Source organism: Treponema denticola, from assembly GCF_024181605.1.
Classification (GTDB): Bacteria; Spirochaetota; Spirochaetia; order Treponematales; family Treponemataceae; genus Treponema_B; species Treponema_B denticola_B.
In genome coordinates, this window is the sequence record NZ_CP054477.1 from 1,293,487 (window position 1) to 1,319,692 (window position 26,206).

The 26,206-nt window shown below is 38.2% G+C and carries 25 protein-coding genes, 2 tRNA genes and 1 other RNA gene; 12 read left to right on the top strand and 16 right to left on the bottom strand.

The window, feature by feature from the left end; all coding sequences use genetic code 11:
• Window positions 1-134 precede the first annotated feature (134 nt).
• Window positions 135-1,889, top strand: coding sequence for a phenylalanine--tRNA ligase subunit beta (pheT, locus tag E4N80_RS06035; protein WP_253700967.1), 1,755 nt, complete (start codon window positions 135-137; stop codon window positions 1,887-1,889).
• An 11-nt stretch (window positions 1,890-1,900) separates the two neighbouring features.
• Here the strand turns inward: pheT and E4N80_RS06040 are convergent, their stop codons facing one another.
• Both E4N80_RS06040 and E4N80_RS06045 read right to left on the bottom strand, forming a co-directional pair.
• Complete coding sequence (locus E4N80_RS06040; RefSeq protein ID WP_253700968.1) at window positions 1,901-2,758, bottom strand: hypothetical protein; 858 nt, start codon at window positions 2,756-2,758, stop codon at window positions 1,901-1,903.
• Complete coding sequence (locus E4N80_RS06045) at window positions 2,759-3,883, bottom strand: hypothetical protein (protein ID WP_253700969.1); 1,125 nt, start codon at window positions 3,881-3,883, stop codon at window positions 2,759-2,761.
• Window positions 3,884-3,906: 23 nt separating this feature from the next.
• Between E4N80_RS06045 and E4N80_RS06050 the strand changes: the two genes are divergently transcribed.
• Window positions 3,907-4,317, top strand: coding sequence for a cytidine deaminase (locus E4N80_RS06050; RefSeq protein ID WP_253700970.1), 411 nt, complete (start codon window positions 3,907-3,909; stop codon window positions 4,315-4,317).
• On the opposite strand, the gene E4N80_RS06055 is transcribed toward E4N80_RS06050, so the two are convergent.
• A tRNA-Arg gene (locus E4N80_RS06055) sits at window positions 4,315-4,388 on the bottom strand. The two genes, E4N80_RS06050 and E4N80_RS06055, sit on opposite strands and share 3 nt — an antisense overlap.
• Before the next feature lie 115 nt (window positions 4,389-4,503).
• Here E4N80_RS06055 and E4N80_RS06060 point away from each other — a divergent pair.
• The gene (locus E4N80_RS06060) at window positions 4,504-5,037 is read left to right on the top strand and encodes a nitroreductase family protein (protein WP_253700971.1); all 534 of its coding nucleotides are present in this window, start codon (window positions 4,504-4,506) and stop codon (window positions 5,035-5,037) included.
• 86 nt (window positions 5,038-5,123) lie between these two features.
• Here the strand turns inward: E4N80_RS06060 and E4N80_RS06065 are convergent, their stop codons facing one another.
• Window positions 5,124-6,428 carry an NCS2 family permease gene (locus tag E4N80_RS06065; RefSeq protein WP_253700972.1) on the bottom strand — a complete coding sequence of 435 codons (1,305 nt, stop codon included), beginning with the start codon at window positions 6,426-6,428 and terminating at the stop codon, window positions 5,124-5,126.
• A gap of 349 nt (window positions 6,429-6,777) precedes the next feature.
• Here E4N80_RS06065 and E4N80_RS06070 point away from each other — a divergent pair, with 349 nt between their 5' ends.
• Complete coding sequence (locus E4N80_RS06070; protein ID WP_366797292.1) at window positions 6,778-8,151, top strand: hypothetical protein; 1,374 nt, start codon at window positions 6,778-6,780, stop codon at window positions 8,149-8,151.
• Here E4N80_RS06070 and E4N80_RS06075 read toward each other — a convergent pair.
• Complete coding sequence (locus E4N80_RS06075; protein WP_253700974.1) at window positions 8,148-9,203, bottom strand: aldose epimerase family protein; 1,056 nt, start codon at window positions 9,201-9,203, stop codon at window positions 8,148-8,150. The two genes, E4N80_RS06070 and E4N80_RS06075, sit on opposite strands and share 4 nt — an antisense overlap.
• A gap of 78 nt (window positions 9,204-9,281) precedes the next feature.
• Between E4N80_RS06075 and E4N80_RS06080 the strand changes: the two genes are divergently transcribed.
• Together E4N80_RS06080 and E4N80_RS06085 are read left to right on the top strand one after the other, a co-directional pair.
• On the top strand, window positions 9,282-10,277 hold the full coding sequence (locus tag E4N80_RS06080) for a phosphate/phosphite/phosphonate ABC transporter substrate-binding protein (RefSeq protein WP_253700975.1): 996 nt from the start codon (window positions 9,282-9,284) through the stop codon (window positions 10,275-10,277).
• Between the two features lie 54 nt (window positions 10,278-10,331).
• Window positions 10,332-10,404 (top strand) — tRNA-Met (locus E4N80_RS06085).
• Between the two features lie 54 nt (window positions 10,405-10,458).
• Here the strand turns inward: E4N80_RS06085 and rodA are convergent.
• The 10 genes from rodA to dnaG form a co-directional block, all read right to left on the bottom strand.
• Window positions 10,459-11,760: a rod shape-determining protein RodA gene (gene rodA, locus E4N80_RS06090; protein ID WP_253700976.1), complete on the bottom strand. Its 1,302-nt coding sequence runs from the start codon at window positions 11,758-11,760 to the stop codon at window positions 10,459-10,461.
• Complete coding sequence (gene mrdA, locus E4N80_RS06095) at window positions 11,757-13,610, bottom strand: penicillin-binding protein 2 (RefSeq protein WP_253700977.1); 1,854 nt, start codon at window positions 13,608-13,610, stop codon at window positions 11,757-11,759. Before mrdA ends, rodA begins: the two co-directional genes overlap by 4 nt.
• Window positions 13,597-14,115, bottom strand: coding sequence for a rod shape-determining protein MreD (gene mreD, locus E4N80_RS06100; RefSeq protein ID WP_253700978.1), 519 nt, complete (start codon window positions 14,113-14,115; stop codon window positions 13,597-13,599). Before mreD ends, mrdA begins: the two co-directional genes overlap by 14 nt.
• A 4-nt stretch (window positions 14,116-14,119) precedes the next feature.
• Window positions 14,120-14,983, bottom strand: a complete 864-nt coding sequence (mreC, locus tag E4N80_RS06105) for a rod shape-determining protein MreC (protein WP_253700979.1) — start codon at window positions 14,981-14,983, stop codon at window positions 14,120-14,122.
• A 5-nt stretch (window positions 14,984-14,988) separates the two neighbouring features.
• The gene (locus tag E4N80_RS06110) at window positions 14,989-16,023 is read right to left on the bottom strand and encodes a rod shape-determining protein (protein WP_002668696.1); all 1,035 of its coding nucleotides are present in this window, start codon (window positions 16,021-16,023) and stop codon (window positions 14,989-14,991) included.
• A gap of 17 nt (window positions 16,024-16,040) precedes the next feature.
• Window positions 16,041-16,976 (bottom strand): tetratricopeptide repeat protein, encoded by a 936-nt coding sequence (locus E4N80_RS06115; protein WP_253700980.1) that lies wholly within the window; start codon window positions 16,974-16,976, stop codon window positions 16,041-16,043.
• 17 nt (window positions 16,977-16,993) lie between these two features.
• Window positions 16,994-17,339, bottom strand: an RNA gene (gene rnpB, locus E4N80_RS06120) — RNase P RNA component class A.
• Between the two features lie 17 nt (window positions 17,340-17,356).
• Window positions 17,357-18,187, bottom strand: a complete 831-nt coding sequence (locus tag E4N80_RS06125; RefSeq protein ID WP_253700981.1) for a zinc ribbon domain-containing protein — start codon at window positions 18,185-18,187, stop codon at window positions 17,357-17,359.
• Window positions 18,188-18,233: 46 nt separating this feature from the next.
• Window positions 18,234-20,090, bottom strand: a complete 1,857-nt coding sequence (rpoD, locus tag E4N80_RS06130; protein WP_253700982.1) for an RNA polymerase sigma factor RpoD — start codon at window positions 20,088-20,090, stop codon at window positions 18,234-18,236.
• Window positions 20,083-21,870 carry a DNA primase gene (gene dnaG / locus E4N80_RS06135; RefSeq protein WP_253700983.1) on the bottom strand — a complete coding sequence of 596 codons (1,788 nt, stop codon included), beginning with the start codon at window positions 21,868-21,870 and terminating at the stop codon, window positions 20,083-20,085. Before dnaG ends, rpoD begins: the two co-directional genes overlap by 8 nt.
• 207 nt (window positions 21,871-22,077) lie before the next feature.
• Between dnaG and nrdD the strand changes: the two genes are divergently transcribed.
• Window positions 22,078-22,365 (top strand): anaerobic ribonucleoside-triphosphate reductase, encoded by a 288-nt coding sequence (gene nrdD, locus E4N80_RS06140; protein WP_253684111.1) that lies wholly within the window; start codon window positions 22,078-22,080, stop codon window positions 22,363-22,365.
• Entirely contained in the window at window positions 22,365-23,108 is a 744-nt protein-coding gene (locus E4N80_RS06145; protein ID WP_253700984.1) for an anaerobic ribonucleoside-triphosphate reductase activating protein, read from the top strand. The genes nrdD and E4N80_RS06145 overlap by 1 nt, the downstream gene beginning before the upstream one ends.
• A 2-nt stretch (window positions 23,109-23,110) precedes the next feature.
• On the opposite strand, the gene E4N80_RS06150 is transcribed toward E4N80_RS06145, so the two are convergent.
• A complete protein-coding gene (locus tag E4N80_RS06150) occupies window positions 23,111-23,632 on the bottom strand; it encodes a DUF2147 domain-containing protein (protein WP_253700985.1) in 522 nt (173 codons plus the stop codon).
• A gap of 220 nt (window positions 23,633-23,852) precedes the next feature.
• Here E4N80_RS06150 and E4N80_RS06155 point away from each other — a divergent pair, with 220 nt between their 5' ends.
• The 4 genes from E4N80_RS06155 to E4N80_RS06170 all read left to right on the top strand — a co-directional run bounded on the left by E4N80_RS06155 (window position 23,853) and on the right by E4N80_RS06170 (window position 26,191).
• Window positions 23,853-24,167, top strand: coding sequence for a PadR family transcriptional regulator (locus tag E4N80_RS06155; RefSeq protein ID WP_002669619.1), 315 nt, complete (start codon window positions 23,853-23,855; stop codon window positions 24,165-24,167).
• Window positions 24,168-24,177: 10 nt separating this feature from the next.
• Window positions 24,178-25,371 (top strand): DUF4097 family beta strand repeat-containing protein, encoded by a 1,194-nt coding sequence (locus E4N80_RS06160; RefSeq protein WP_253700986.1) that lies wholly within the window; start codon window positions 24,178-24,180, stop codon window positions 25,369-25,371.
• Window position 25,372: 1 nt separating this feature from the next.
• Window positions 25,373-25,903, top strand: coding sequence for a DUF1700 domain-containing protein (locus E4N80_RS06165; protein WP_002669622.1), 531 nt, complete (start codon window positions 25,373-25,375; stop codon window positions 25,901-25,903).
• 99 nt (window positions 25,904-26,002) lie between these two features.
• Window positions 26,003-26,191: a hypothetical protein gene (locus E4N80_RS06170; protein WP_253700987.1), complete on the top strand. Its 189-nt coding sequence runs from the start codon at window positions 26,003-26,005 to the stop codon at window positions 26,189-26,191.
• The last annotated feature ends 15 nt before the right edge of the window (window positions 26,192-26,206 follow it).

Genomic DNA, 26,206 nt, shown 5'->3' on the forward strand with positions numbered 1-26,206 from the left:
CGCATAATTTTTTTCGGTGAGTTTTTGCTTTATTAGCTTCAAAGATTGCTGTTTTTAGAAAATATATCGATACTTGTACAAAGCCATAATTTATGATATAATTCTTTCCAGTTTTTTTAACTGCGGAGGATAAAATGCCTAAGATTGAAGTAAATGAATCCCTTTTTTTTAAGATGCTCGGAGCAGAACTTGAAGCGAAACTCGGAGCAAAGCAGGATTACGATAAACTTGAAGAAATTTTAACATCAGCCAAGGCAGAACTTGACGAAAAACCCGATACCTCTCTTCCCGAAAAAGAACGCATAATTAAGATAGAATTAAACGATACCAACCGGCCAGACCTTTGGTCGACGGCAGGCCTTGCAAGGCTTTTACGCATCCATGCAGGAGGAAAATCAAATACAAAAAGCTATCAAAGCTTCCTTTCATCAAAAGAAAAAACGCAAGACTCAGCCGAGCGCAGGGTTAAGGTCTCGCCGGAGCTTAAAGAAATCCGCCCCTTTGCGGCAGGCTTTGTAATTTCGGGTAAGCCCATAGACGAGCTCATGCTTGCCGACATAATCCAAACACAGGAAAAACTTTGCCGCAACTTCGGAAGAAAAAGAAAAACCGTTTCAATGGGCGTTTACCGCTCAAAACTTATAAAATGGCCAATCGAATACACGGCCGTAGATCCCGACAAAACCGAGTTTACTCCGCTCGATATGGAAAAGCCTCTTTTATGCCGAAAAATCCTAAAGGAACACCCCAAGGGAATTGAATATGCCTCATTGCTTGAAGGCAAAAAGCTTTTCCCTCTTTTGAAGGATGCAAACGGAGAAGTCCTTTCAATGCCTCCCCTTATAAACAGTGCTAAAATAGGGGCCGTTCAAGCAGGCGATACCGATCTTTTTGTAGAATTTACCGGCACTGATATGACGAGCATTTTGCTTTCAGCAAATATAGTCGCATGCGACTTTGCCGACTGCGGATATACGATTCTACCCGTTAAAATAGAGCATCCTTATGAAACGGGATACGGAAAAACCGTTACTACCCCGTTTTATTTTCAAGAAAATGCAGAAACTTCAGTGGAAGCCGTCAACAAGCTCTTGGGCTCCTCTTTTAAGGCGGAAGAAATTGCCGAGGCCCTAAAACGCATGGACTCGGAAACTGAAATTTCGGGAAATAAGATTAGGCTGAAACCCTCCCCCTACCGCAACGATTTTCTTCATGAAGTGGATATAATCGAAGATGTAATGATGGGTAAAACCGTTAATTTCTTTACACCCGAAACACCGAACGAATTTACAATCGGAAGGCTTTTGCCTGCAACAATGCTAAGCCGAAAAATAAAGGGGCTTATGACAGGCATGGGCTATCAGGAAATGATTTTTAACTATTTGGGCTCCAAAAAAGACTATATTGAAAGAATGTGCATAGATGAAGCTTCGGTTATCGAGATTTCAAACCCGATGTCCGAAAACTATCAGTTTGTACGCAACTCCATTCTCCCCTCTCTTTTAAATGCCGAGATGGGTTCTGCAAATGCAGTCTATCCCCACAAAATATTCGAGACCGGAAAGATAGCCTTTTTTGACGGCACCGACTCTACAGGCACAACTACAAGCCAAAGTTTAGGCTTTTTGACAGCAGAACAAAATGCCAACTTTAACACGGCAGCAAGCGAGGCGGCAAACCTCTTATACTACCTCGGAATAGAATACAAGGTTTGCGAAACCGACGACCCCCGCTTTATTCCGGGCAGGCAGGCAGGCCTTCTTTACAATGGAGAACAAATAGGCATATTCGGGGAAATAAATCCTCAAGTCTTGGAAAACTGGGACATAAACATTCCCTGCTTTGCAGGTGAATTAAATATCGAAAAAATTTTAAAGAGGCAAAACTAAAAAGAGCTTTTCTATTCTACCTGAAAAATAAAAGAAGCCTTTTTTTGATTTCCGCTTTTGTCGAGGACGGTAATTATAAGCTCAATCTTTCCTGCAGGTAAATTTATTTTTCCCAAATGCATAGTACCTTCTTTTTCATATAAAAGGGATAAAGACGATTTTTTATTTTGCAAATAAAGGTCCTTACCGTCTGAGCTCAAAACCTCAAAGGGAAGATCCGATATATTCATTCCGTTAATGGAAACCGTAATTCTAAAAGGGGCAAGCTGAGACCCTCCTTTTTCGGTTGAATCGGAGATTGAAGAATAAAGATCATAGGAACCTTGCTTTATTTTTTTTACCGTTTCCAAACTGATTGTCTGCTTATCGCCGTTTATTAAAACGGTATTTTGAATTTGAGGCTCCGTTTTTTCTTCAATAGCCGGCATAAATAAAAGAGGGTTGATTAAAACATTATTTCGTGTATCCGCAACCTGAAAGATTAAACTCTTTTCTTCGGTCCATGCCGATTTTCCTGCATATCCTAAAATAGAACCGGCTTCGGTTTCTTTTCTGGAGGTAAATAAATCCGTATCGGAAAGATTTGCATAAATGCTTTGAAGGCCCTCATCATCTATAAAAATCATAGCGTTTCCCAAGGTGCTAGGGAAGAATCGGAGGCTGTTTTTTTCCTCGATACTTATTATGTGTTTACCGTAACCCGAAGCTCGAACCGTTTCAACCTCTTTAAACACCAAGGAGCGGGAAACGGAAGCTTCATCTCTTTGAGCAAATAAACGCAAAAGCGAAGGATGTTCTACAGGCCATTCAAAGGAATAAGAATATAAAAAAGTCATAAAGAACAAAAATATATAAAGATTTTTTTTCATTTAAAGCCCCCGTATATCCAATGCAGTAATCTTTTCATCGGTACCTATGTAGATTTTATTTTCCTTTTGAATTAAAAAGGCATTTTCAGACTTAAATTTCGTTTTTCCCATCATCAAATCGGGAGGGTCTATCAACAAAAGAGAACATTCATCATCTTTTTGAAGAAGCACCGTAAGTAAGGCGTTTTTATCTTGAAATCCCAACCCGGCAATAAAACCTTCTTCTTTTAGAATCGAAAGAGTTAAATTTCTACAATCGATAATACCTATTCCTTCAGCGGATTCAAAAACGGCAAAATGCCCGAATTTATCAAATGAAGCAAAGGCCTGTCTTCTTAAGTCTTCTTCAAAATATGAGTGATATACTATTTTATGCTGGCGGCCCGAAATATTTATAAGCACCACCCTTTGCTTGTCAAGGCCGCATAAACAGAGCACCTGTTTTCCGTCTTCCGAAATTGCAGCCCCCATTATCGCCTGATAGGTGCTGCCTCCGGGGTAAAAACTAAAAAGAGTGTTTCCCTCGGAATCGAGGCATACTAAAAGCCCGTCCGAATGACCTATCACACAGCCGGCCTTAGATGACTGAAAGGCCGTTATAGGAAAGGTATGGGTGTAGTGCCATAATTTTTTACCGGCATTATCATATTCTGAAATAGAAGAACCTTCAGGCTCAAACAAAAAGATTCTATCCTTGTCGAGATAAACATAGCCGGGCTTATCGATACGCAAAAAAGGCTTTTCCAAATCGAATTCCTCAGGCTTATAAATATCCGTAAAAAGAGGCTTTTGAGGATATTTTGTCCAAGCATAAAAGGAAGCGCTGAATCTTTCTTCCGCAGTTTCGGCCCTCAAAATTTCGCCGTCTTCGGTAAAATACCCGAACAAATTACCCAAAGAAAAAGGAATCGGAGTTTTTCCGGTAAATCTTTGTTTAAGTTCATCGGCAGATACCCCCGCCTCTCCGGAATACATTTGTCCGGTTTGAACCTTCGGCATAGGTGAAGACCACTTAGGCATCAAGTAAATATCCTTCCGCATGGGAACGGCAGCGGCGAAAATATATATAACAAGAAGAATTATTACACCGATAAAAATAAATTTATTTTTTCCTTTAAATAACATAAAAAATATGATATACTACTTTTATGGAAATTTCAAGTCAGTTAGAAAATTTATTCAAAACAGCTCTTGGGGCTGCAAAAAATGCCTATGCCCCCTACTCCAATTTTCATGTGGGAGCGGCTATTTTGTTAAAAGACGATTCGATTGTAACGGGTGTAAATGTAGAAAACCGCTCATACGGCCTTACAAACTGTGCAGAGCGGACTGCAATATTTAAAGCGGTTTCTGAAGGAAAAACGGATTTTAAGGCCATCGCTATTGCAACGCCCGATGCGGACTATCCCGTAAGCCCCTGCGGAGCCTGCAGGCAGGTTATTTCGGAATTTATGGGCGGAGATACGCCGGTAATCTTCGGTTCATCGCTTGATAATGTAGTGCTGACGGATGTTAAAGGAATCTATCCCTTTGATGCCCTGCACGAATTAAAAAAATGACCCGTAGACGATTCGAACGTCCGACCTGCTGCTTAGGAGGCAGCCGCTCTATCCAACTGAGCTAACGGATCAACAGGAAGGTATTATACCCAAAAAGCCCTAAAAGTTCAATACGGCAATTTAAAAATAATTGTATTTTTTACAACTCAGATTGACTTTATTTTACGATTATTACATAATAGCAATATGAATTTTAATGATTTTTTATCGCTTATGAAAAAAAGACAAAGCTGCAGGAGCTTTGATTATTCTAAACCTGTTTCAAAAGAGGACTTGATTTTTATTTTGGAGGCAGGGAGGCTTTCTCCGTCGGCCTGTAATTCTCAGCCCTACGAGGTCTTTGTTGCCCAAAGCGAAAAGGCCAAGATAATTGCAGATGCTAAGATGGGGTCTTTTAACAAGTTTATTGATGACTGTAATACTTTTTTGGTAATAACCGAAGACAATTACAGCCTGCCTGCAAAGATAGGTTCGCTGATAAAGAAGGTCGACTTTAAGGCCATAGATATAGGCATCTTAACGGCCAACCTTGTAAATGCAGCCTCAGCCCTAAATTTGGAAACCTGCATCCTCGGTGTCTTTGACGAAAAACGAATCCAAAAGCTCATAGAGCGAAAGAAGAGAATCCGCCTTGTCATAGCCCTAGGCTATCCTAAAGAAGGTTACCCTTTGAGGGAAAAGACAAGAAAAGACTTTGATGATAATATGCACTTTTTATAGTTTATAGAAAAGATTATAATCTAAAAACAAAGGGCAACTCTACCAAAAATTAGCGAGCTGCCCTTAAAAAAACATATCAGGTATTGTTAAAATTTAACAAAAAATCTTAACATAAAAATCACAAAAAGTATCCATGTGACAACAGGGATTTCCTTGAATTTTCCTTTAATACATTTTAAGATAACATAGGCCAAAACACCGTATACGATACCTTCGGCAACACTGTAGGTAAAGGGCATCATAATCATTGTCAAGAATGCGGGGATACCCTCTGTAGGATCCTTATAGTTTATTTCGCCGGCTTGGGTCATCATCAAAAAGCCTACTATTATTAAAGCAGGAGCAGTGGCCGCTGCAGGAATCAATAAGAAAATCGGAGAAAACAGCAAGGCAATGATAAACATACCGGCTGTAACCACAGAGGTTAAACCGGTTCTTCCTCCGGCTGCAACACCGGCCGTACTTTCTACATAACTTGTTACCGTTGATGTTCCGAGTGCGGCACCTACTACTGTTCCGATAGCGTCCGATAAAAAGGCCTGCTTAATCTTGGGAATATTTCCATCTTTATCTACAAGGTTCGCCTGAGTTGCAACGCCTACAAGGGTTCCGACCGTATCAAAAATATCGACAAAGAGGAATGAAACAAATACGATAAAAAACTTAAAAGAAAGAACATTTGAAAAGTCAAAATTAAGTACGGCAGGTGCCGAGGGGAGACTTATAGGAGACCAGCCTTCCCAGCCTCCGAATGGAACCGTAATCTTTAAGGGAATACCTATGATGGTTGTAATTAAAATACCTATTAAGATTGCTCCCGGTACTCTTAAAATAAAAAGAGCACAGGTTATAATTAAACCGATAAGGGCTAAAACGGCAGGAGAACCCCAAGTGAATTTTCCGAGTCCTACGAGGGTCGCAGGATTATCGACAATTATGCCCGAATTTTGAAAAGCGATAAAGGTAATAAAGATACCGATACCTGCGGCTACAGCTTTTTTAAGATTAAGAGGTATGGATTTTACTATAGCTTCACGGACATTTACAGCTGAAAGCAAAATAAAAAGAACGCCTTCTAAAAATACGGCCGTTAATGCCGTAGACGGGGAATAACCTAAGCCGATAACAACGCTATATGTAAAAAAGGCATTTAATCCCATTCCTGAAGCAAGAGCAACAGGCAGATTAGCCAAAAGGCCCATAGCTAGGGTTGCAATAGCGGCGGACAGAGCAGTCGCAGTAAAAACGGCACCTCTATCCATTCCGGCTTCACTTAAAATGCCGGGATTTACAGCCAAAATATAAGCCATTGCCAAAAAGGTAGTAATACCCGCAATAACTTCGGTGCGCACGGTAGCATTGTGCTCTTTAAGTTTAAAAAATCTTTCCATAATTAAGAAATCCTCCCATAAAAACTTTTTGCAAGGATTATCAAATCCTGAAAAAAGTTTTTTCCGTGCTTTTGCAACGAAGTGAAAAAGCACATATACTAATGCGACGTTTTGTGCTTTGCACAAAACTCGGCAGATAAACAGTGAGGCAGAATTCCTGCCGAACTGTTTACCACACCTCCTTGCCGTATTTTAACACAATTTTTTATTTACAGCAATAGATAATTTTTAGATAATTTTAAATAAAAATCAAATTTACATTTAAAAAATTAGTATTTAATACAAAAAAAAACTATATATAAGTATGAAGACACAAAATATTTTTATTAAATCCCTTAGGATTTGCTCAATGATGGTGCTATGCAGCATCTTTTTAAATGCGGAAATACCTGTAGAAAAAGCAAATTTTTCTCTTACACAGAGTATTGATCTTAACCTTAACTATAACCTGAAAGCGGAAGCAAAAAATCCTTTTTTTGAGCTTTATGCGGAAGCAAAAATGCGGGAATACCGGCCTAAATTTGCTCTTATACCGCAAGGTTTTAGCTTAAAATTCAGTCCCCTTCTATACAAGGAAAAGAAAAAACTTTATCCTGCCCTCTCATTTTTTTATGGGGGAATTACAAAATCAAGCTTTTTAAACCTGATGCTTTTTAAGGAAAGTTTTGAAAAAAAGCCCTTTTATAAAGGAATAGGCTTTGCACCTAAGTATTTAATAGGTATCTCAAAATCAAAATTCGATGCAAGCCTAGGTACCGAATTTGCAATAAAAAATGTTAATCTGGTATTTTTTTCCGAGCAAAAGCCAAAAGAACTATGGCCGGATCTTTCTTTTTGTGCTGTATATAAAAAAGAAAATGAAACCGCATTGTTCAATATGAGCTTTCTTTCTTCTTTAGCGAATTCAGCCTACTCTCAATTTAATCTAAAAGCACCTGCTTATGATCAATTTTATTCGGGAGAATTTATATTAGCCGAAAAGGGAATAGTATCTTCCGTATTTTTACTTGCCGGCGGAATAAAAATTCCTTATGGAAAAATATCGGTAACCGGTAAATCCGATTTAAACTTTTTAGGTAAGGCCGAGTACAATTTTCACAGCGAGTATTTTGAGGCTAATACGGGGACCATGTTTGAAAATGATGGAACTTTAAAAGCCTTTTTTCAACCTAAAATTTCAGTTGATGCTTTGGATCTGGGCTTTTCGTATAATTTTTTACGAAAACATATTAATCTTAAAAAGAAAAAGCTGTTCAAAAATTCTCATTCGGGAGGAATGGGCTTAGGTCTTAGCTTCACAAAATGTAAATTTATCGGAGAAGTTTATTATAATGACGCTTCATGGGATCTTAAAGGACAAATAAAAATTCCTATAAACCTTTTTGTTAATACCCTCTTTTCAATAAAAGGAAATACAAAACTGGAAGAAAAATCCCAAAATCCCTTTATAGTAAAAAACTATTCTTTTTCATCGGATATTAAGATAAAATTTAATAAGAGTTTCAATCTAAATCTTTCAGCTTCTTTTATGCAAAAAAACAAAATAGTAAAAATAAATAAAACTCCATATATAGTTTGGGAAAAAGGAGTTTTTAACTTTTCCGCTCAGGCAGAATTTATAAAAAAGACAAAGTTGACATCAAACTCTTTTAAGGGAGAAGTAATATTGGAAACCGCCAAGCCTTTTATAAAAGGAAGCCTTGCATATAAAATAAGTTTTTAAAATGCAAAGTGCCAAAGAGTCTCATGTTCATAAACTTCACCCGGCTTAATTACGGTATTGGGGAAATGGGGCTGATGTAACGAATCCGGAAAGGATTGACTTTCAAGACAAAGGCCTGCAAATTTATTGTAGACGTCTCCATTTTTACCTAGTTCATTGTTAAGAAAACCGCCCGTATACATTATAAGAGCAGGTTGGGTTGAGTAGACGGTTAATATCCTCTTGGTAACGGGCTCTTTTACTATTGCAGCCAAGGTTTTATGGTCGCTGACTTCTTTTTTTATAACCCAGCTGTTATCAAAACTTCCGCCTATTTCTTGTACGCCCTCGCTCAAAAGCCGCGGTTTTCTAAAATCATAGCCCGTATTTTCTACCTTTAAAAATTTACCCGTCGGAATGAGCTCTTGATTAGTTTCAAGATATTGCTCGGAAAATATTTGAACTTCATGATTTAATACCGAAACATAGGAACCGTTAGACTGCATTCCGGCTGGATTTAAATTAAAATAGCTGTGATTGGTAAAATTAACCGGTGTAGTTTTATCCGGCACGGCCTTATATCTTATAATAATCTCATTATCCGGTGTAAGAGAATAGCTTACTTCAATTTTTAAATTTCCGGGAAAACCCTGCTCTCCATCGGGAGAGATACGCGAAAAAACGACGCCTGCCTCTTGCCTGTTTTTAAAGGTCTTTGCTTCATACAAGACTTTATCGTAAAACGGATAACCTCCATGAAGACAGTGTTTACCGCCGTCATTGGGCGTTAAAAGATATTGCTGATTCCCTAAAGTAAATTCCGCATTTGAAATTCTGCCTGCGTATCTGCCTATAAAAGAACCGAAATGCGGAAAATTATTTATATAGCCGATAAAGCTCGAATATCCTAAAACAACATCGTCAAAGCCGCCGTTTTTTGACGGTAAAAGAATTCCCGTAATACAGCATCCGTAATTAGTACAACAGAGCATCATCTTACCGTTAAAAATCGTAAATAGTAAGGCCTTATTTCCGTTTGAAAAAGTTCCGAATTCGGTCGTTGTTATCTTCAAAATCAATTCCTCCCAATATTTATAATTAAGTATAGCATATTATTGCATTATATGATAGAATGTTGTGCGGAGAATTTTATGAAACACAAAATTATATTATTTTTGGCAGCTATCTGCCTCCTTTTCGGTTGTACTAAAAACGAAACACAAAAGCCGGTTACCATGGTATTTTTACCGAATGAATCAAGCGATGCTATGAAGGATGCACGGCAAGCTTTTATGGAAATAATAAGCGAAGCAATAGGCCGTCCCGTCGAAATCAAAACGACAACGGATTATAACATAGCCTTAGAAGCAATTATATCCGGAAATGCAGACATGGCTTATATCGGAGCCGAGGGTTATATAAATGCCCATAAAAGAAATCCGGCCATTATACCTGCGGTTACCAATTCAGGGCCGAGCGGTACATTGGAAGACGCTTTGTATTATAGTTTTATAGCAGTAAGAACGGAAGATGCAGCTCAATATAAAGATGGAGCCGGCTATGATTTAAACCGCTTAAAAGGAAAAAGCATTTCATTTGTTTCTACAAGCTCTACATCGGGTTTTGTAATTCCTGCAACTCTGCTCGTAAAAAGATTCGGATTAACCGGTACCGATGAGCTTATTCAGGGAAATTCCGTTTTTTCAAAGGTGCTATTTGCAGGTTCCCATCAAGGCTCACAAGTTAATCTATTTAGAAAGGATGCAGATGCCGCAGCCTTTGCAATTCCTCAAACAATAGGCGTCTATGATTTAATTGAAGGAGAAGCCTATCAGACAGGAGCCGCTTACAAGGTTGTAGAAGGAGCTATAGAACCCTTTGACAAATTTCCCGAAAGCGAAATTACCATAATCCAATCGATTCCGGTTTTAAACGCTCCAATAGTCATGAATACAAAGACCCTTTCCCCCGAAGAACAGAACAAAATACAGGAAGCCCTTACCTCCGAAAAAACGGCAAATAATCCCGGTATTTTTAAAATAAAAGACTCCGACAAAAAAGGAATGTATCCCAAGTACACGGAAAAAACAAAACTTGTTAAAACCACAGATGATTGGTATGATAAAATAAGAAATTTAACAAAATAAATTCATAAAAAGGCTTGACATAATGCTGCTTATATGCTATACTCCTCCCCACATCGCAGGGTAGAGCAGTTGGCAGCTCGTCGGGCTCATAACCCGGAGGTCGGAGGTTCGAGTCCTCTCCCTGCTAATTAAAATTTAAAGGCACTCAAACGAGTGCCTTTTTTAAATTTTAGCCGTTTTTTTACAACTGACGTAAGTTTATTCCTATAACAACGCCGACGGAAATCATAGCCGTCCAAAGGGAAGAACCGCCGTAGGATAAAAACAAGAGAGGGATACCTGTAATAGGCATTATTCCCATGACCATGCCTACATTTACAAAAAAATGGAAAAAGAACATTGCCAAAATACCGGAAACAATCAGCTTTCCAAAAAAATCATCACAACGCTTAATCGAAAGAAAAAATCTAAAAAAAACTATGCTGTAAAGAAAAAAAACAAAAAGGCCGCCTAAAAAGCCCCATTCTTCAGATAAAATACTGAAAATAAAGTCCGTGCTTTGTTCAGGCAAATATCTGTAATGACTTTGAGTGCCCATAAGATAACCGCGTCCCGTTAAGCCGCCTGAACCGATAGCTGTAATTGACTGAATTATATTCCAGCCGTGTTTTAAGGGGTCTACCTCAGGATCCAAAAAGATAATTAAACGCATCATTTGATATTCTTTTAAAGCCCTCACCCCTGCTATAGAACCTGCAAAAGCAATAGTGATAAGCGAAAGAACATAAGCGATCCAATAATAATATCTTCTTTTTAGTAAAACATTACCTATCATTGCAACTACGGTTGAAATCCCCATCGCAAATAGGATAATAATGGAAACTTGAGAATTTTTTAAAATATTTGTCATAATATGACTTGTCTTTAAAATTATTTCCTCCCAAAGAGGCATAAGAGTAAACACTATTGTTAATACACCAAGAAAAAATACATAGAGGATAAAGCGAAGCGGAATACCGGCAATAAAACACATTATCAAAAAAATCGGAATATATACGCTTGCTGTTCCAAGGTCAGGCTGTTTTAAAATAAGGGCAACAGGAACAATCATTATCGCCATCGCCTTTATAAAGCGCTTTAGAGGTTCTTCTTTTTGTGATTTATCCAAATAATAGGCTAAAAAAAGAATAAAAATAAGTTTTATAAATTCCGAAGGCTGAATACCTAGATTCTTTAAACCTATCCAGCTCCTTGCATTATGCCTGACAGTTCCAAAAATGCCGGTATATAGCAGCAAAATCATTCCTACCAAATAAATTAAAAATGTTCTATCCTTTATCCGCCTGTAATCGTAAATGCAGGAAAGCAAGAGTAAAACAATACCTGTACAAGCCCATAAAATCTGCTTACCATACTCCTTAGAAACAATTTCTCCCGCGGAATTTATTCCTGAAGAATAAATAAAAAGTATTCCGATAAATGACAAAAGAACAACAGCCAAAAATAATAGATAATCAAAATTTGTAATTTTGCGTATGTTCATTCGCTTCTCCTCATAATTGCAGGAAGCTGCCTAAAGCCAAGATAATCTATAGTTTCATCATAGGTTTGATTTGCAAGTGTTCCATGCAATATTATATTTGCAGCATAAGGAGCCCACCATTCCCACTCGTTTACAGCCTCTACAATGATGCAGACAACAACCATATCCTTAGGATGTGCATCATAGGGACCGTAAGCTACCATCCATGAATGCCACCTATCCTGTAAACCGACTTCAGCCGTTCCCGTTTTACCTGCAAAACGGAACATGGGATTTTTCATAGGATAGCGGGCCTCTCCCTGTATCGTAACAAGATTCATAGCCTGCCTGACTTGTTGAAAAATCTCTTGTCCGATATTTTCTTTATGCAGAATTTCAGGCTGAACGGTTTTTATTACCTCTCCGCTTGAAGGATCCCTTATTTCTTTTAAAAGATGAGGTTTATAGATTACACCATTGTTTATAACCATACAGGCCATATTGGCTACCTGAAGCGGAGAAGCAAGAGTAAAGCCTTGACCTATAGACATATTCATTGTATCTCCGTTAAGCCATTTTTCATGGAAACGGCGCTCCTTCCATTTAGGCGATGGAACAAACCCTTCGGATTGGCTGGGCAAGTCTATCCCCGTAGATTGCCCCAGTCCGAAACGCTTTGCATAATCTACAACCTTATCAACACCCAAATAATCGCGGCAAACCGTCCAATAATAAACGTCACATGATTTTGCCAGAGCCTCGTTTAAGGCGAGCTTTCCGTGTCCCGGTTTTCTTATATGACAGCGGAATACACGGTTTCCGTATTCTATTTCTCCCAAACAAGGAACCGTTGTTTCAGGAGAAAATGCTTTTTCGTTTAAAATGGCAGTATTCATTATAACCTTAAATGTGGAAGCAGGAGGATAGGCAGCATCTACGGCCCTGTTTAAAAGCGGTTTATTCGGATTTTCAAACAGTTCTTTCGCAATAGAGCTTGAGATTTCCTTGCCGAAAATATTTTGATCAAAAAAAGGATAGGAAACCATTGCCAGGACCTCGCCCGTTGTAGGTTTTAATACGACGGCAGCCCCTATTCGCGGTCCTAAAGCATCTTCGGCCAATTTTTGAATTCTCTTGTCGATGGTAAGAACAAGATTATTTCCCATCTTAGGCGGTGTTACAACTGTGGTGTTTTCTATGTATCTTCCCTTAGCATCTACGGTCCGGGATTCCACCCCATCGGTACCGCGTAAAATTTCATCATATTGTTTTTCGATTCCGGCCTTACCTATTATACTGTTTGAGGTATATCCCTTATTATAAAAGCGGGTCAGTTCGTCCGTAGTTATATCGCCTACATACCCGATTATGTGAGAAAAAGAGCGGGTATCGACATAATTTCTGACAGGTTTTGAGTGCCATGAAACACCCGGAAGAGAATCGATGCTTTCTGCAACTTGCACAATCATAGAATAATCGACATTGGATTTGATTTGTATTGATCTAAAATCCCTTCTAACACTTACCGGCAATTTTTTTTCTATCTGTGAAACAGGAATTTGTAAGATTGAACTTAATCTGTTTATTACGGTATCGAATTCCTGACGCGGGACTTCGCCCGGAACAATATCAACAGCGAAGGAGTCGATGTTTAAAACCATCGGCGTATTTGCTTCTCTATCAAATATCTCGCCTCTTTGAGCCGGTATAAGAGTTGTCCGTTTTGAAATATTTTGAGACTTTTGCTTAAACTGATCTCCATGAATGATCTGCATTGAAAACAATCTATAGGAATAAGCTATCAAAATAAAAAAAACGAAGATCGAAAATAACTTAAGCCGTGAATTTAAACGCTCTTCAGTATTTTTCATATTGTACTATACTCCTCGATATAAAGGCTTGAGGAAAAAGATTAAAAAATAAAAATACAAATGGAGTGAAGAAAATATTTACAGCAGCCTCTATGACAAAACTGACCGAAAAAATGTTATAGGTATGAATATTTTGCCCAAAAAGTATCTTTAAAATAAATAGAAGAATAACCTTAAATACAAAGCCTAAACCGCCTAAAATACAAGGGAAAATTATTTTGTTTAAATTATAAATACCGTAAAATTTTCCTACAAGGTAACCTGTTAAAGTAAAAATAAAGGAATGTAACCCTATGGGCGCTGCCGACAAAAAATCGGCTAAAAGACCTGCAATAAAACCGCAAATCAAACCTGTAAGAGAACCGTTTGAAATTGCAATATAAATAACGGTAAGCAAAACCAAATCGGGCAACACTTTAAAAAAAGATATATGAGAAAAAATAGCCGTTTGAAGCAAGGTTATAAAGAAAACGCTTAAAGAAGTCCACAAAATAACTTTTTTCAATTTATTAAAACTCCTTTTCTATTTTTGAAGTATCAAGTACAAAAACATATTCCAAACAAGAAAAATCTATTATAGGATTTACAGAGAGCTCAAGCGAAGTTTCATAATCGTGTGTTTTAATTTTAGAAACAAAACCTATGGGAATATTTTTTGGAAAAATCGAAGAATCATCAAAGCCCGAAGTAATTATTTTATCTCCAATCTTAATGTCATCTCCTGCCCTCTTTTTTATGTACTTCATAATTAAGGGAGAATCCTCAGAGCCCTGTCCGCTTACAACACCACGGTGGTTTACAAGGTCTACCTTCGCAGCAACATGGCACTGATAATCATAGATAGGAATAATCATAGATGAGCCCCTTCCTACCTGTAAGATTTTTCCTACAAGAGCCATATTTCCGTTTTGAAAAGCAATGACTGGCATGTCTTTTCTGACACCATGCTTTACACCCCTGTTAATAATCATTCCCGAATAAAGAGCATTAGGATCATAGCCTATTATTTCTGCAGGTATATTTGTAATTTGGATAGTGTCGGTAAATTTGAGAAGGGTACGCAGTTCATTATTTTCTCTTTTTATATCGGCATTGGAACGCTCCAAAAGTTCATACTTTTCAAGCTGTTTTGTAAGTTCATTATACTTTGCTTTTAGATCCCATAATTCCCTTACGGAAGAAACACTTTCTCCCACAAAGGAAGAAACATTGTAGACAGCCTTCTCCGTTCCGGCACTTACCGAAAAAGCCATACTCTTAAAATCCAAAATAAAGGACCCGCCTGAAAAGACCATAAAAACAGATGATATGAGAAGAAATAAAATTAAAAGAAAAACTTCAAGATTCAGTTTAAGCGAAAGTTTTTTCTTCATAGGGTCTAATTATTTAAGCTGTCATAGAGGCTGCGGTCAACAGTCATATCCCTAAACACTTCGTAATATCTTCCGGCACCTATTGCAACACAGTCCATAGGGTTTTCCGCTAAAATTACGGGAACACGGGCTTCTTTTGCAATAAGTTTAGGAAGCCCCTTTAACAAAGAACCTCCTCCGGTCATTACAATCCCCCTTTCAACAATATCGGCAGTAAGCTCAGGAGGAGTCTGGGCTAAGGTCCGCTTAATTTCTTCGACAATCTGTGTAACAGGTTCTTTTAAAGCTTCCCTGACTTCGACAGAGTCTATTTCCAATCGGCGGGGAAGTCCGGTTATAGCATCGGTACCCTTAATTTCTACCTTTTCTATTGTTTTTTCGGGCGAAGCATTGCCTATGCTGATCTTTACTCTTTCGGCTGTTTGTTCTCCAATGATGAGGTTATCAACGGAACGGACATGCTTAATGATGGCTTGATCGAACTCGTCGCCTCCTACGCGGATTGCATTTGTTACAACCATACCGCAAAGAGATATAACCGAAACTTCAGTTGTACCGCCTCCGATATCGCAAACCATATTTCCGGCAGGCTCATGAATAGGAATATTCGCACCTATAGCTGCAACTAAAGATTCTTCCAAAACTTTAACATCTCCGGCTCCGGCCTTCATGGCACTTTCATAAACCGCATTACTTTCAACATCCGTAATACAGCTTGGAATACCTATAACCATTCTCGGCTTGACAAAACGGTGCTTAGGCAAAATCTTAGAAACAAAATAACGGATCATCTTTTCGGTAGTGTCCATATCTGCAATAACTCCGTCTTTTAGGGGCCTGATAGCCACAATATTTCCCGGAGTTTTCCAAAGCATTCTTTTAGCCTCGGATCCGACAGCAACCACTCTCTTTGTACCCCTTTCAACGGCAACAACAGAGGGTTCATTTACTACTATCCCCTTTCCGTTCACATAGATAATAGTATTGCAGGTTCCCAAATCTATTCCTATATCTGTCGAAAATCTTTTAAAAAAGCCCATTTTGTCCCCCAAAATTTTTATAAATTTAGTTTAGCCCGTGTTTTTATATGGAGCGGATCAAATTTAAGAGCTTTCCGCCATTCTGCACGGGCCTTTATCATATCTCCTTGAAGTTCGTATACAACACCCAAGCCATAATGAGCGTCGGCAGAGGTCATATCCTTTTCAAGAATGGTATTAAATTCCTTTACAGCATCATCTATCTTATTTTCTTCAAGAAATAAACTACCCAATAAATATCGGCATTTTAATTCTAAAAGTGTATCTTTCGTTTTATCTATTGTTTCAAATAAATACAACTTTGCATTTTGTTTATCAGAAATCTTAATATAATTTTCGGCAAGAGCAAAAAACAATAAATCCGAAGGGTTATGAGAGAGGGCATCCGAAAAGGCATCAATAGCTCTTTCCGGCTCATCCAAAAGAGACGCCGACATACCCCTGAATTCCGACAAATCTGCAAATTTTTCTCCGGAACTATACGCAATATCCAAGTATTTTAAGGCAAGGTCTGCATAGTAATATCCCTTTTGATAATAAGCCTTTCCCAATACATAGGCAATTTTCGGCTGTTGAGATTTTGAAACACAGTACATCGCCTGTCTTAAATTCAAAATAGAATCATTTAGATAAGAATAGCTTACCGAAAAATCGGTCTGTTCGGCAAAGATATAATAGGCGGCAAAGCCTCTCATAGCCAAAGCCTCACCGTCATATGCCCTTCTTTTTAAAATACTTGCGGTCTTTTGATATACGCTCTCGTAATTTTTTTTTGCCCAATCGGCATACACCTCTTTCATTGAAGGTATGCCTGCATAGTTTTTATTATGGATATATAAAAAATAGACGGCAGAAATCACACACAAGAAAAAAAGCAAAACTATAAAAATCTTTTTTGTTCCTTTTCTTTTGTTTGAGAAATTTTTATGTGACCTTCCTTTTGAAAATTCCATTTTTATAATACCTTAAAAAAAGGGATTAATAAGCCGGATTCTGTTTCTGTAAAACAGACGGAACCATCTTTCTTAAACCTGCTTTACAGCAAGTTTTTATCGCGGTTAACCCGTAAATTAAGAATCGGAGATTCTTTACTGCTTAACCTTGCTCCCGATGAGGTTTACATTGCCGTTTTCGTTACCGAAAACGCGGTGGGCTCTTACCCCGCCCTTTCACCCTTACCGCAAAATGCGGCGGTTTACTTTCTGTTGCACTGTCTGTAAACGGAAACTTTAATTTCCGTTCCCCGGCCGCTAGCCGGCATCGTTTCCGAAGGAGTCCGGACTTTCCTCTGCAAATGCAGCGGTTCCTTTAATCCCAAAATTATTTATTCCTTTTAATCTTCGTCTTTACCGTCCCCAAAACTTGCAAGGAAATCCTCATTTGCGGAATCTCCAATATCAAGTAAGCCTTCCATATCGGAATCATTAAAATATGCTTCCTGCTCGGCCGTTAATTCGGATTCTTCATAGAATAGAATACGGCTACAGTAAGGGCAGAATTTTATATCCTGATCCGACCTGACTTCATTTACAAACTGAGCGGGAAGAATCATGTGGCAGCCCATACAAACATTTCCCTGAACGGAAACGATACCGACACCATGTTTATTCTTAATAATCCTGTCGAATTTAAACATTGTTTCATCACTCAAACCCGGAGACAGTTTTTTTTCTTCCAGCTTTAACTCTTCTACCTTATTTTGTTTTTCGGAAATCTCCGAGTCCAAGAGCTGTTTGTGTTCTTCAAGTTCTTTCTCGGTTTGTGTAATAAGATCTTCTTCCTGCTTAATATTTGCATCCAAAATCTTAAATTGACTTTCAAGCCTTAGAAGGTCCTTTCTTATAGTTTCGGCCTTTGTAGTAGAATCATCGATTTCCTTTTGCAAGATTTCATACTCGCGCTGAGTTTCGATATTATCCATTGCTTTTTCGGCCTTTTCTCTCTTTTGTTCAGCTTCAAAAAGATCAGCCTTAAAAACGGCAATACCTTTACGCAGCTCTTCATACTCGCTGTTCATTTGGATATAACCGGACTTTAACTTTTCCAAAAGCTCTTCCTGCTGTGTAAGAGCCTTTGGGGCATCCAAAATCTCCGTTTCAAGTTCATTTTTTCGAGCAAGAATATCCTGTAAAGCTCTCAATTTTTCCAATACATCATTATCCATAAATTACAACCCCTTTAATTATCAAGACAACCGATTATCAAAATAATCAATTATCAAGATAATCTTTTAATTTTCTACTACGTTTAGGATGGCGCAGCCGCCTTAATCCCTTTGCTTCTATTTGCCTTATTCTTTCACGCGTTACGTCGAAATATAAGCCTACTTCTTCAAGGGTAAGAGGATAGCCTCCTTCAATACCGAAGCGCATTTTTAAAACTTCCTGCTCACGCTCAGGCAGACTGGAAAGCACCATTTCAAGCTGCTCCTGCAAAAGAGTAAGCTCCGTTCTGTTTGAAGGATTTTCAACACCCTTATCTTCGATTAAATCTCCCAAGAGGGTATCTTCTTCTTCACCTATGGGTGTTTCAAGAGAGATAGGCTCCCTTGCAACATTTTTAACCTGCTTAACCTTTTCGATCGACCAGCCTAACTGCAAGGCTATTTCATCATCATTGGGTTCACGGCCGAGTTTTTGCATGAGCTGGCGGGATTCCCTGTTTACCTTGTTGATTTGTTCTATCATATGGACAGGAACCCTTATCGTACGTGCCTGATCCGATATTGAACGCGTAATAGCCTGCCTTATCCACCAAGTAGCATAGGTAGAAAATTTATATCCCTTCCTGTACTCAAACTTTTCAACAGCTTTTATAAGCCCGATATTTCCCTCTTGCACAAGATCAAAGAACTGTAATCCCCTGTTGATATACTTCTTAGCAATAGAAACAACAAGGCGCAAGTTTGCATTTATCAGCTTATCTTTTGCATTTTTAAGCATTCTCTGGCCATTCTTTATCTCTGAAGTAAGATCAATAACTTCGTCTACAGTAGCTTCAAAATCATATTCGATCTTTCGGATTTTTCGGGTCAAGACCTGAATTTGAGTGTATATATCCTTTACTTCATTAGCCGAAATATTAAGCTCTTTTTCCAGTTTTTCTCTTTCTCTCGGAATTGCAAGCCGTTTACCCAGCTTTCTTAAATCGGCATAGCTTTTAATACCAAGCTGTTTTTCCTTTCTTTCTTTTTTGTGTTGATAGTCCTGAACCTTGTCGGTAGCTTCAATAAAACGGTCAGAAATTTTTTCTATTTCTTCCGATTCAATGTGAATACGTTTAAGACTGTTAAACATCTTCTTCCGCAAAGCTTGAAGCTCAGGGCTCTCCAAAAAGCTTTCCAAGGTTTCTCTATCATAACAGTGCTTTTTTAAGGACATATATTGTTTAATTTCGGAATATATGTTCCGTAGACTATCACCGTAAACCTGCTTGAGACGCTTTTTTTCGGCCATTTCTTCACTTAATTCTTTGCGCGGCTTATTGGACTCAGCAGGATCCAGTTTGGAAAAAGCCTTTTGACCGATTACAAAAAATTCGGGAATCAATATACCGGAATTTTTTATAACCTTTTTTATTATAGCTTCTCCGTCTTCCATGCTTTTTGAAAGAGATACTTCCTCATCGGCAGTTAAAAGATCTTCCTTGCCTATCTCTTGAAGATAAAGCTTAATCGGATCGTCAACTCCGGCTTCGTGAGAAGTTCTAACCAGTTTTTTTGCCGGTTCATGCCTAGGTTTTTCTTTTTCGATATATGGAGTTTCGATGTCATCAGAATAAGGACTTTTTATATCATCATCATCTTCGTACGTATCATCCAATAATCGATAATCTTCATCATTACCGCTCTGAAAATCGGAGTCGGTTTCTGAATTAGATTCGGATATTCCTTCATTTCTTATTTGAACGCCGGCACCTTCCAAAATATCCAGAATATCAGGTATAGTTTCCGGAGACATTAAGTCTTCGGGCAGTAGATCATCAAGATCACTCAATCCTATTGTGTGCTTCCTTTTGGCATATTCCAAAAGTTTAATAACCGCAGGATTCTTTTCGAGATCAGTCATACACCTTTCCCTTTAATTTGTTTAATTGAATATCGATACTTTTTTTTTCTTCCATTAATTCTTTTGTCAAGTTTACGGTATCGATATTCTTTTCTCCATGTAATAATCTCAGTCTGCCTATGATTTTGTCTTTTTGTTTTTGTAGAACGTTTTGTTTTATAAAATTTATGCCGTCATCGACTATCTTTTCAGAGTTCTCGGCGAATTCACCTTTAGAAATTGTTTGAGAAACAATATCTTTTAATTTTTCTTCCCCGCATCTGTGCATCAGATTCGCATAAGTATAGGCACCATCTCTATAACATTCTTCTAAAACAATAAACAAATGTCTGGCATAAAAATCCTCAAAATCATCGGGGCTCAATTGTGAACGCAAACGAGAAAACAGATCAGTATTTGCCGTAACGGCAAGAACCAATCGTAACTCGGCATTCATCCTTATATCTACCGGCTTTTGTTTTACTTCGTCAACTATATGCCTTAGAGCCTTTTTTTCGCGGTTCATATAATCGCTGAAAATTGCTTGTTGACTGACACCAAAAGCCGATGAAAGTTTAGAAATAGCAGACTCCCTTTGAATATCGGATTCCAGGACCTCAATATACGGAAACAAAAAGGCTATAGCTGCGGCCTTTCCTTCCGGACTGCTTATATCAAATCTCATGGACGCAATTTGTATAAGATAATCATCGTCTACTATAGCACATTCCAAAAGAAGTTTCAAGCCTTCTTTACCTTTTTTTTGTAGAATTTCGGAAGGGTCCTTTCCGTCCTTCATATATAAAACACGCACATTGACTCCCATACTGCGGCAAATTTTTATAGCCTTGTAGGAAGCTTCTTGTCCGGCCTTATCCGAGTCAAAGGCAAGATAAAAGGTCTCAGCAAAAGATTTTAAAAGTTTTACCTGATCTTCGGTAAGGGCAGTCCCTAAAGGAGCTACGGCATTTTCGATTCCCGCCTGAAAAAAGGCTAAAACGTCCATGTAGCCTTCACATAAGATTACCGATTTTGATTTTCGGATTTCGGCTAAAGCATGATGAAAGGCAAAAACGGTTTCGCCCTTTTTATATTGAGGCATATCCGAAGAATTGAGATATTTTGCCCCCTCGCCTTCCAGAATGCGGCCTCCGAAAGCTATTGTTTTACCGTGACGGTCGCAAATAGGAAACATAAGTCTATCGGAAAAAAAAGCCATCTTTTTATAGTTTTTAGAAAAAAGCCCTGTCTTTTCTAAAAAGTCTTGAGAATAGCTTTTTGACAGTAAAAAACTATGGAGCCATTTTCTATCCTTTGGAGAATAGCCCAGATTAAATTTTTCGATTATTTCGGGAGAAACGTTACGGGAAAGGAGGTAGTCAAGGGCCTTTTTTCCTGTAGGATTTTGGGTTAAAAGAAAATGAAAGCTCCCCGCGACCTTGTCGTAAAGATCTAATATTTGGTCTTTAAGTTTTGCTCCTTCGTCCGGAACATAGGAGCCGCCTTCATAGATAACCTCGATACCTGCATTTTTTGCAAGCCGTTCCACGGCTTCCATAAAGGAGAGCTTTTCCATTTCCATCAAAAAGTTGATTGTTCCGCCGCCCTTGTGGCAGCCGAAACAATAATACATCTTTTTATCTGGAACGACATTAAAAGAAGGAGTTTTTTCGTTATGAAAGGGACAGCAGCCCCACCAATTTGCTCCCCGTTTTTCCAAGCGGGTATAGTTCTCGACAAGGGATACAATATCTGTCATTTCGGTTACTGCATCGACTGTTTTTGAACTTATCTTAGGCATTTACCCCTCCTTAAGTTTTTTTAAGTAAGTGATTTTACTATAAAGAGGCTTAAAAATCAAGACAGCGCATTGCCTCACGTTAAATCTAACCGAAAAAACTATTTTTTTTTACTTTTTACTTGACAAACACTATATATAGTGTTAGAATGGCCGATATAAGGAATAGAACGCTAAATAACGCTTTATTCCGAAAGCTGGGAGGAAAAAATGAGAGACATTGAAAAAGTCAATGCAGAAATTGAAGAGGTAAAAAAAGAACTTGAAAATGTTCATGGTACGGGAACCGAGGTTTATGCCAGAATTGTAGGCTACTACCGATCAGTCCGTAACTGGAACAAAGGAAAACGGGAAGAATATAACCACAGGCTTATGTTCTCTTCCGAAAACGAAAGGATTGAAAAAACTCTGTCCGGCTGTGATTGCCCGCCCATCAGCGGCTCCTTAAATTTTTCAAGTTCGGAAAACCTTTCAGAAAAAAAAGAACAAATAGCCTAATGCTTGCAGGTTTACAAAAAACCACCTTAGTTAATTTTCCCCGCCGCGTCGCAGCGGCGGTTTTTTTGCCCGGCTGCAATATGCGATGCCCCTACTGCCACAATGCAGAGCTCGCCCTAGCCTCGCCTTCTTCCTTTAATGCAAATCAGGAAAGCTCCAACGATTATTATGAGCTTAGCGAAATCTACACATTTTTAGAAAAAAGAAAAGACCTTATTTCAGGCCTTGTAATATCAGGGGGGGAGCCCTTCATGTCCCCGGCCTTGTTAGAGCTAATTAAAAGAGCCAAGGCCTTAAACCTTGCAGTTAAAATAGACACAAACGGTCTTTTTCCGGAACGCATAGAAGAGATTTTAAGCTCTCCCAATCTTAAACCTGACATGATAGCCCTCGACCTAAAAACTTCGCCTGAAAGGTACGGGGAACTTTTAGCTTCAAAAACCGATTCAGCCGCAGAAAAAGCAAAAACAGCACTTCTAAAAACCCTCGATATTCTAAAATCAAATACCGAAAAAACGGAAGTAGAATATAGAACCGTTTTGGCTCCGTACCTCGTATTTGAAGATGAAATAAAAAAAATAGCCTCCATCCTGCCCAAAACTGCAAGATGGAGGCTAGCCCAATTTGTACCGGGAGCCTGTCTAGCCCCTGAATGGAACTCGGTAGAGCCCTACCCTCTCTCCCAAGCTCAAGCCCTTTCAGCCATTGCAAAAAGCCTTATCCCCGATACGGAATTACGCTGATACTAATTCTTAATCACATTATTTTTGATCAATTCATCGGTTTCTGCCTTATCGGTTCTAAGCCAATATTGACTGCGTCCTATGCCGAGACCGATTTCGCCGCGCATTTCAAGGGTATCGGTTTTGAATTTTTTGCCGTCAGCCTTGTGAAATTTTATTTTGCAATAGTAATACTTGCCGTCACCCGGATCAATGATATAGCCCTTATGCCATGAACCGGCTTCTTTTTTTACAAGACCGTAAATAAAAGGCGTGCCTACGAGCGGCATTTCGTTTACCTTTCCGGCTTTCGGAAAATCTTTATAGGATTCCTTACAGGAAGACGCTGCTTCCTTAGGATCATGCCCTACGGTAACAAGCATTTCCCCAAACAATTTTCCGTCTTTCTCATAAATGTTCCAGACACCAGTAATCTTATTGGTTTTTTCGTCCACGCTTTTCCATAAACCGGCAACCGGATCTTCGGAAAAGCCCATAGCCAAAATACACATAAAAAATAAAGTAATAAAACTTATTTTTTTCATATTTTACCTCCAAATATATTCAATTTTTATAGAATCAAAGCACCTATTAATCCGCCAATCAATAGCGCCTATACTATCATAAATTTCAAAATTTGTCAAAATTTTTATAAAAAATTCATATTTATACTTGACATAATATTATATTTTATATAATATATAAACATAAATAATATACTAAACAGTATTATATAATATCAGATATAGCAAGGAGGTTAACGGGATGATTTTTTCGATAAATACGGGCTTGCTTGAAGCCTGCGTTCTAGCCCTTTTAAAAGACTCGGATTCTTACGGCTACAAATTAACGCAGGATGTCAAAAGCCTTCTTCCAATATCGGAATCTACCTTATACCCTGTTCTAAAAAGACTGCAAACAAGCGGATATTTGGAAACCTACGATCAGCCTATCGACGGGCGGAACCGTAAGTACTACAAAATAACGCCTGCGGGATTAAGGCAGCATGAGCTCTACATTGGAGAATGGAAGTCCTATAAGGAACTTATAGACAAGATTTTTAAGGGCACAGCCCTTTAGGAGATTAAAGATGACAAAGGACCAATTTTTAACTGAACTTAATTCTTATCTTTCGGTTTTAAAACCTGAAGACAGAAAAAATACGATCGAGTTTTATGAAGAATACTTTGAAGATGCCGAAAACGAAGAAGCAGCAATTGAAGAACTCGGCTCACCTAAAAAACTTGCAGAGGAGATTATAGATTTTCATAAAACCTCATATAGGGGTGAAAACACTCAAGTTTCCCAGCAGTTTTCTCCCGATGAAAGCATTTCGGAAATTATTTTAAACATAACAGCCGCAAAAGTGTTAATAAATGCTTCTCAAGAAGAAAAAATTGAGTATACTACTCAAAATATTGCGGATGATGATTTTTCGGCAAAGATTGAAAACGGAAAGCTTATAATAAAGGAAAAGCCCGTTTTCTTTTTCAGCAAAAAAGGCTTTGTTTCCTTTTTGGAAAATTTTAACATAAACACCTCTTCTAATACAAGCAAAAGAGAAATCCTCATAAACATTCCCAAAGATACTCATCTTGAAAAACTCGAATTTAATTCCCAGATAGGTTCTTTAAAAATAGAAGAAGTAAATGTAGAAGTTATTGAAGGCTATACAACATGCGGAAATTTTTCGGTAAAAAGCGGTCTACACAAAAAAATAGATTTCAATACTTCTGCAGGTGCTATAAATATAAGCGATATTGATATTGAAACTATGAAGCTTTCTTCTTCGGCAGGTGCTATCAAATTTGAAAACATAAAAGCCGGTAATATTTCCGCATCGACAGGGGCAGGAACAATTGACTTTATAAAAACCGAAAGCTCCTACATCAATGCAAATTCGGGAGCCGGAAATATAACCGGAAACGAATTAAAATCGGATAGAGGAAAATTCAATACGGGGGCAGGAACTAATAAATTCCAAAAATGCGATTTTAATGAAGCTATATTAAACACCGGAGCAGGAAGCATAATATTCCAAGGAAATTTACACAGTTATGCTAAAATCAATTCTGCCATAGGTTCAGTGGATCTTAATTTGCCTGATAAAGTAGAAAATTACGATATAAATATTTTTTCTAAACAAGGCAGAGTAAAACTAAATGGGGAAAATGTTGAAGGACGAGGAGACAAGCTTAACCTCGGAAGTAAAACTTCAGATACAAACATAAAGATCAGCACTGCTTTCGGAAAAATTAAAATAAGCACTCAGGAAGGAGAATAAAATGAAAAGAAGAGAATTCATTGAAGAACTTGAAGACAGGCTTCGGCATCTGCCCTATAAGGATAGAAAGGAAGCAATTAAATTCTATGAAGAATATTTTGATGAGGCTGGAAGTGAAAATGAGCAAACGGTAATAAACGAGCTTAGAAGCCCTGCCCACATTGCTTCAAAAATTCTTTCGGACTATGCAATAAAAGAAGCCGAAGGAGCAAGAAAATCTGCAAGGGGCGGCTTAAGAGCCTTATGGTTTACAATCCTCGGAATCTTTGCAGCTCCGATTGCAATACCGCTGGCTGTAATTCTTACCGTAGTAATAGTTCTTCTATGCGTAGGACTTTGCGTTGCCTCTATTGCCCTTGTTTTCGGCGGCGGTATATTGGCAGTATTCGCATTCGGTATGCTTTTTGTAGACTTCGGTACAGGCATTCTTTTAATAGGAGCTATTTTAATAGCCATAGGTTTTACCAGACTTTTATACCTTTTTGTTACTGCGATTATAAGAAAAATATCGCAGCTGGTAAAAAAAATTTAATTTATGGATGGGCGATAAACATTCCGGCTTGAAATACAAGCCTTCATGTTTATCTTCGAGTTTTGTGCAAAGCACAAAACATCACATTATGGAGGGAAAATGTTAATTGCTTTTTTAATTATGGTTTTTGTTTTCGGGATTATCGCTGCAGTCTTCGGGATTGTTGGGGGAATTTTAATTCTTGCATTTAAACTGGTCTTTTGGTTGATACCGGTTTTATTTGCAGGTGCAATTGTTCTGGGTATTCCGGCTTTAATAATACTTGCGATTATTAAATTATTAAGATAATCGATAAACAGTTTA

Excerpts from the sequence above, each read along its gene's own strand:
- pheT (WP_253700967.1), top strand. The coding sequence starts at position 135 with ATGCCTAAGATTGAAGTAAATGAATCCCTTTTTTTTAAGATGCTCGGA.
- E4N80_RS06040 (WP_253700968.1), bottom strand. The coding sequence starts at position 2,758 with ATGAAAAAAAATCTTTATATATTTTTGTTCTTTATGACTTTTTTATAT.
- E4N80_RS06045 (WP_253700969.1), bottom strand. The coding sequence starts at position 3,883 with ATGTTATTTAAAGGAAAAAATAAATTTATTTTTATCGGTGTAATAATT.
- E4N80_RS06050 (WP_253700970.1), top strand. The coding sequence starts at position 3,907 with ATGGAAATTTCAAGTCAGTTAGAAAATTTATTCAAAACAGCTCTTGGG.
- E4N80_RS06060 (WP_253700971.1), top strand. The coding sequence starts at position 4,504 with ATGAATTTTAATGATTTTTTATCGCTTATGAAAAAAAGACAAAGCTGC.
- E4N80_RS06065 (WP_253700972.1), bottom strand. The coding sequence starts at position 6,428 with ATGGAAAGATTTTTTAAACTTAAAGAGCACAATGCTACCGTGCGCACC.
- E4N80_RS06070 (WP_366797292.1), top strand. The coding sequence starts at position 6,778 with ATGATGGTGCTATGCAGCATCTTTTTAAATGCGGAAATACCTGTAGAA.
- E4N80_RS06080 (WP_253700975.1), top strand. The coding sequence starts at position 9,282 with ATGAAACACAAAATTATATTATTTTTGGCAGCTATCTGCCTCCTTTTC.
- rodA (WP_253700976.1), bottom strand. The coding sequence starts at position 11,760 with ATGAACATACGCAAAATTACAAATTTTGATTATCTATTATTTTTGGCT.
- mrdA (WP_253700977.1), bottom strand. The coding sequence starts at position 13,610 with ATGAAAAATACTGAAGAGCGTTTAAATTCACGGCTTAAGTTATTTTCG.
- mreC (WP_253700979.1), bottom strand. The coding sequence starts at position 14,983 with ATGAAGAAAAAACTTTCGCTTAAACTGAATCTTGAAGTTTTTCTTTTA.
- E4N80_RS06110 (WP_002668696.1), bottom strand. The coding sequence starts at position 16,023 with ATGGGCTTTTTTAAAAGATTTTCGACAGATATAGGAATAGATTTGGGA.
- E4N80_RS06115 (WP_253700980.1), bottom strand. The coding sequence starts at position 16,976 with ATGGAATTTTCAAAAGGAAGGTCACATAAAAATTTCTCAAACAAAAGA.
- E4N80_RS06125 (WP_253700981.1), bottom strand. The coding sequence starts at position 18,187 with ATGGATAATGATGTATTGGAAAAATTGAGAGCTTTACAGGATATTCTT.
- rpoD (WP_253700982.1), bottom strand. The coding sequence starts at position 20,090 with ATGACTGATCTCGAAAAGAATCCTGCGGTTATTAAACTTTTGGAATAT.
- dnaG (WP_253700983.1), bottom strand. The coding sequence starts at position 21,870 with ATGCCTAAGATAAGTTCAAAAACAGTCGATGCAGTAACCGAAATGACA.
- nrdD (WP_253684111.1), top strand. The coding sequence starts at position 22,078 with ATGAGAGACATTGAAAAAGTCAATGCAGAAATTGAAGAGGTAAAAAAA.
- E4N80_RS06145 (WP_253700984.1), top strand. The coding sequence starts at position 22,365 with ATGCTTGCAGGTTTACAAAAAACCACCTTAGTTAATTTTCCCCGCCGC.
- E4N80_RS06150 (WP_253700985.1), bottom strand. The coding sequence starts at position 23,632 with ATGAAAAAAATAAGTTTTATTACTTTATTTTTTATGTGTATTTTGGCT.
- E4N80_RS06155 (WP_002669619.1), top strand. The coding sequence starts at position 23,853 with ATGATTTTTTCGATAAATACGGGCTTGCTTGAAGCCTGCGTTCTAGCC.
- E4N80_RS06160 (WP_253700986.1), top strand. The coding sequence starts at position 24,178 with ATGACAAAGGACCAATTTTTAACTGAACTTAATTCTTATCTTTCGGTT.
- E4N80_RS06165 (WP_002669622.1), top strand. The coding sequence starts at position 25,373 with ATGAAAAGAAGAGAATTCATTGAAGAACTTGAAGACAGGCTTCGGCAT.
- E4N80_RS06170 (WP_253700987.1), top strand. The coding sequence starts at position 26,003 with ATGTTAATTGCTTTTTTAATTATGGTTTTTGTTTTCGGGATTATCGCT.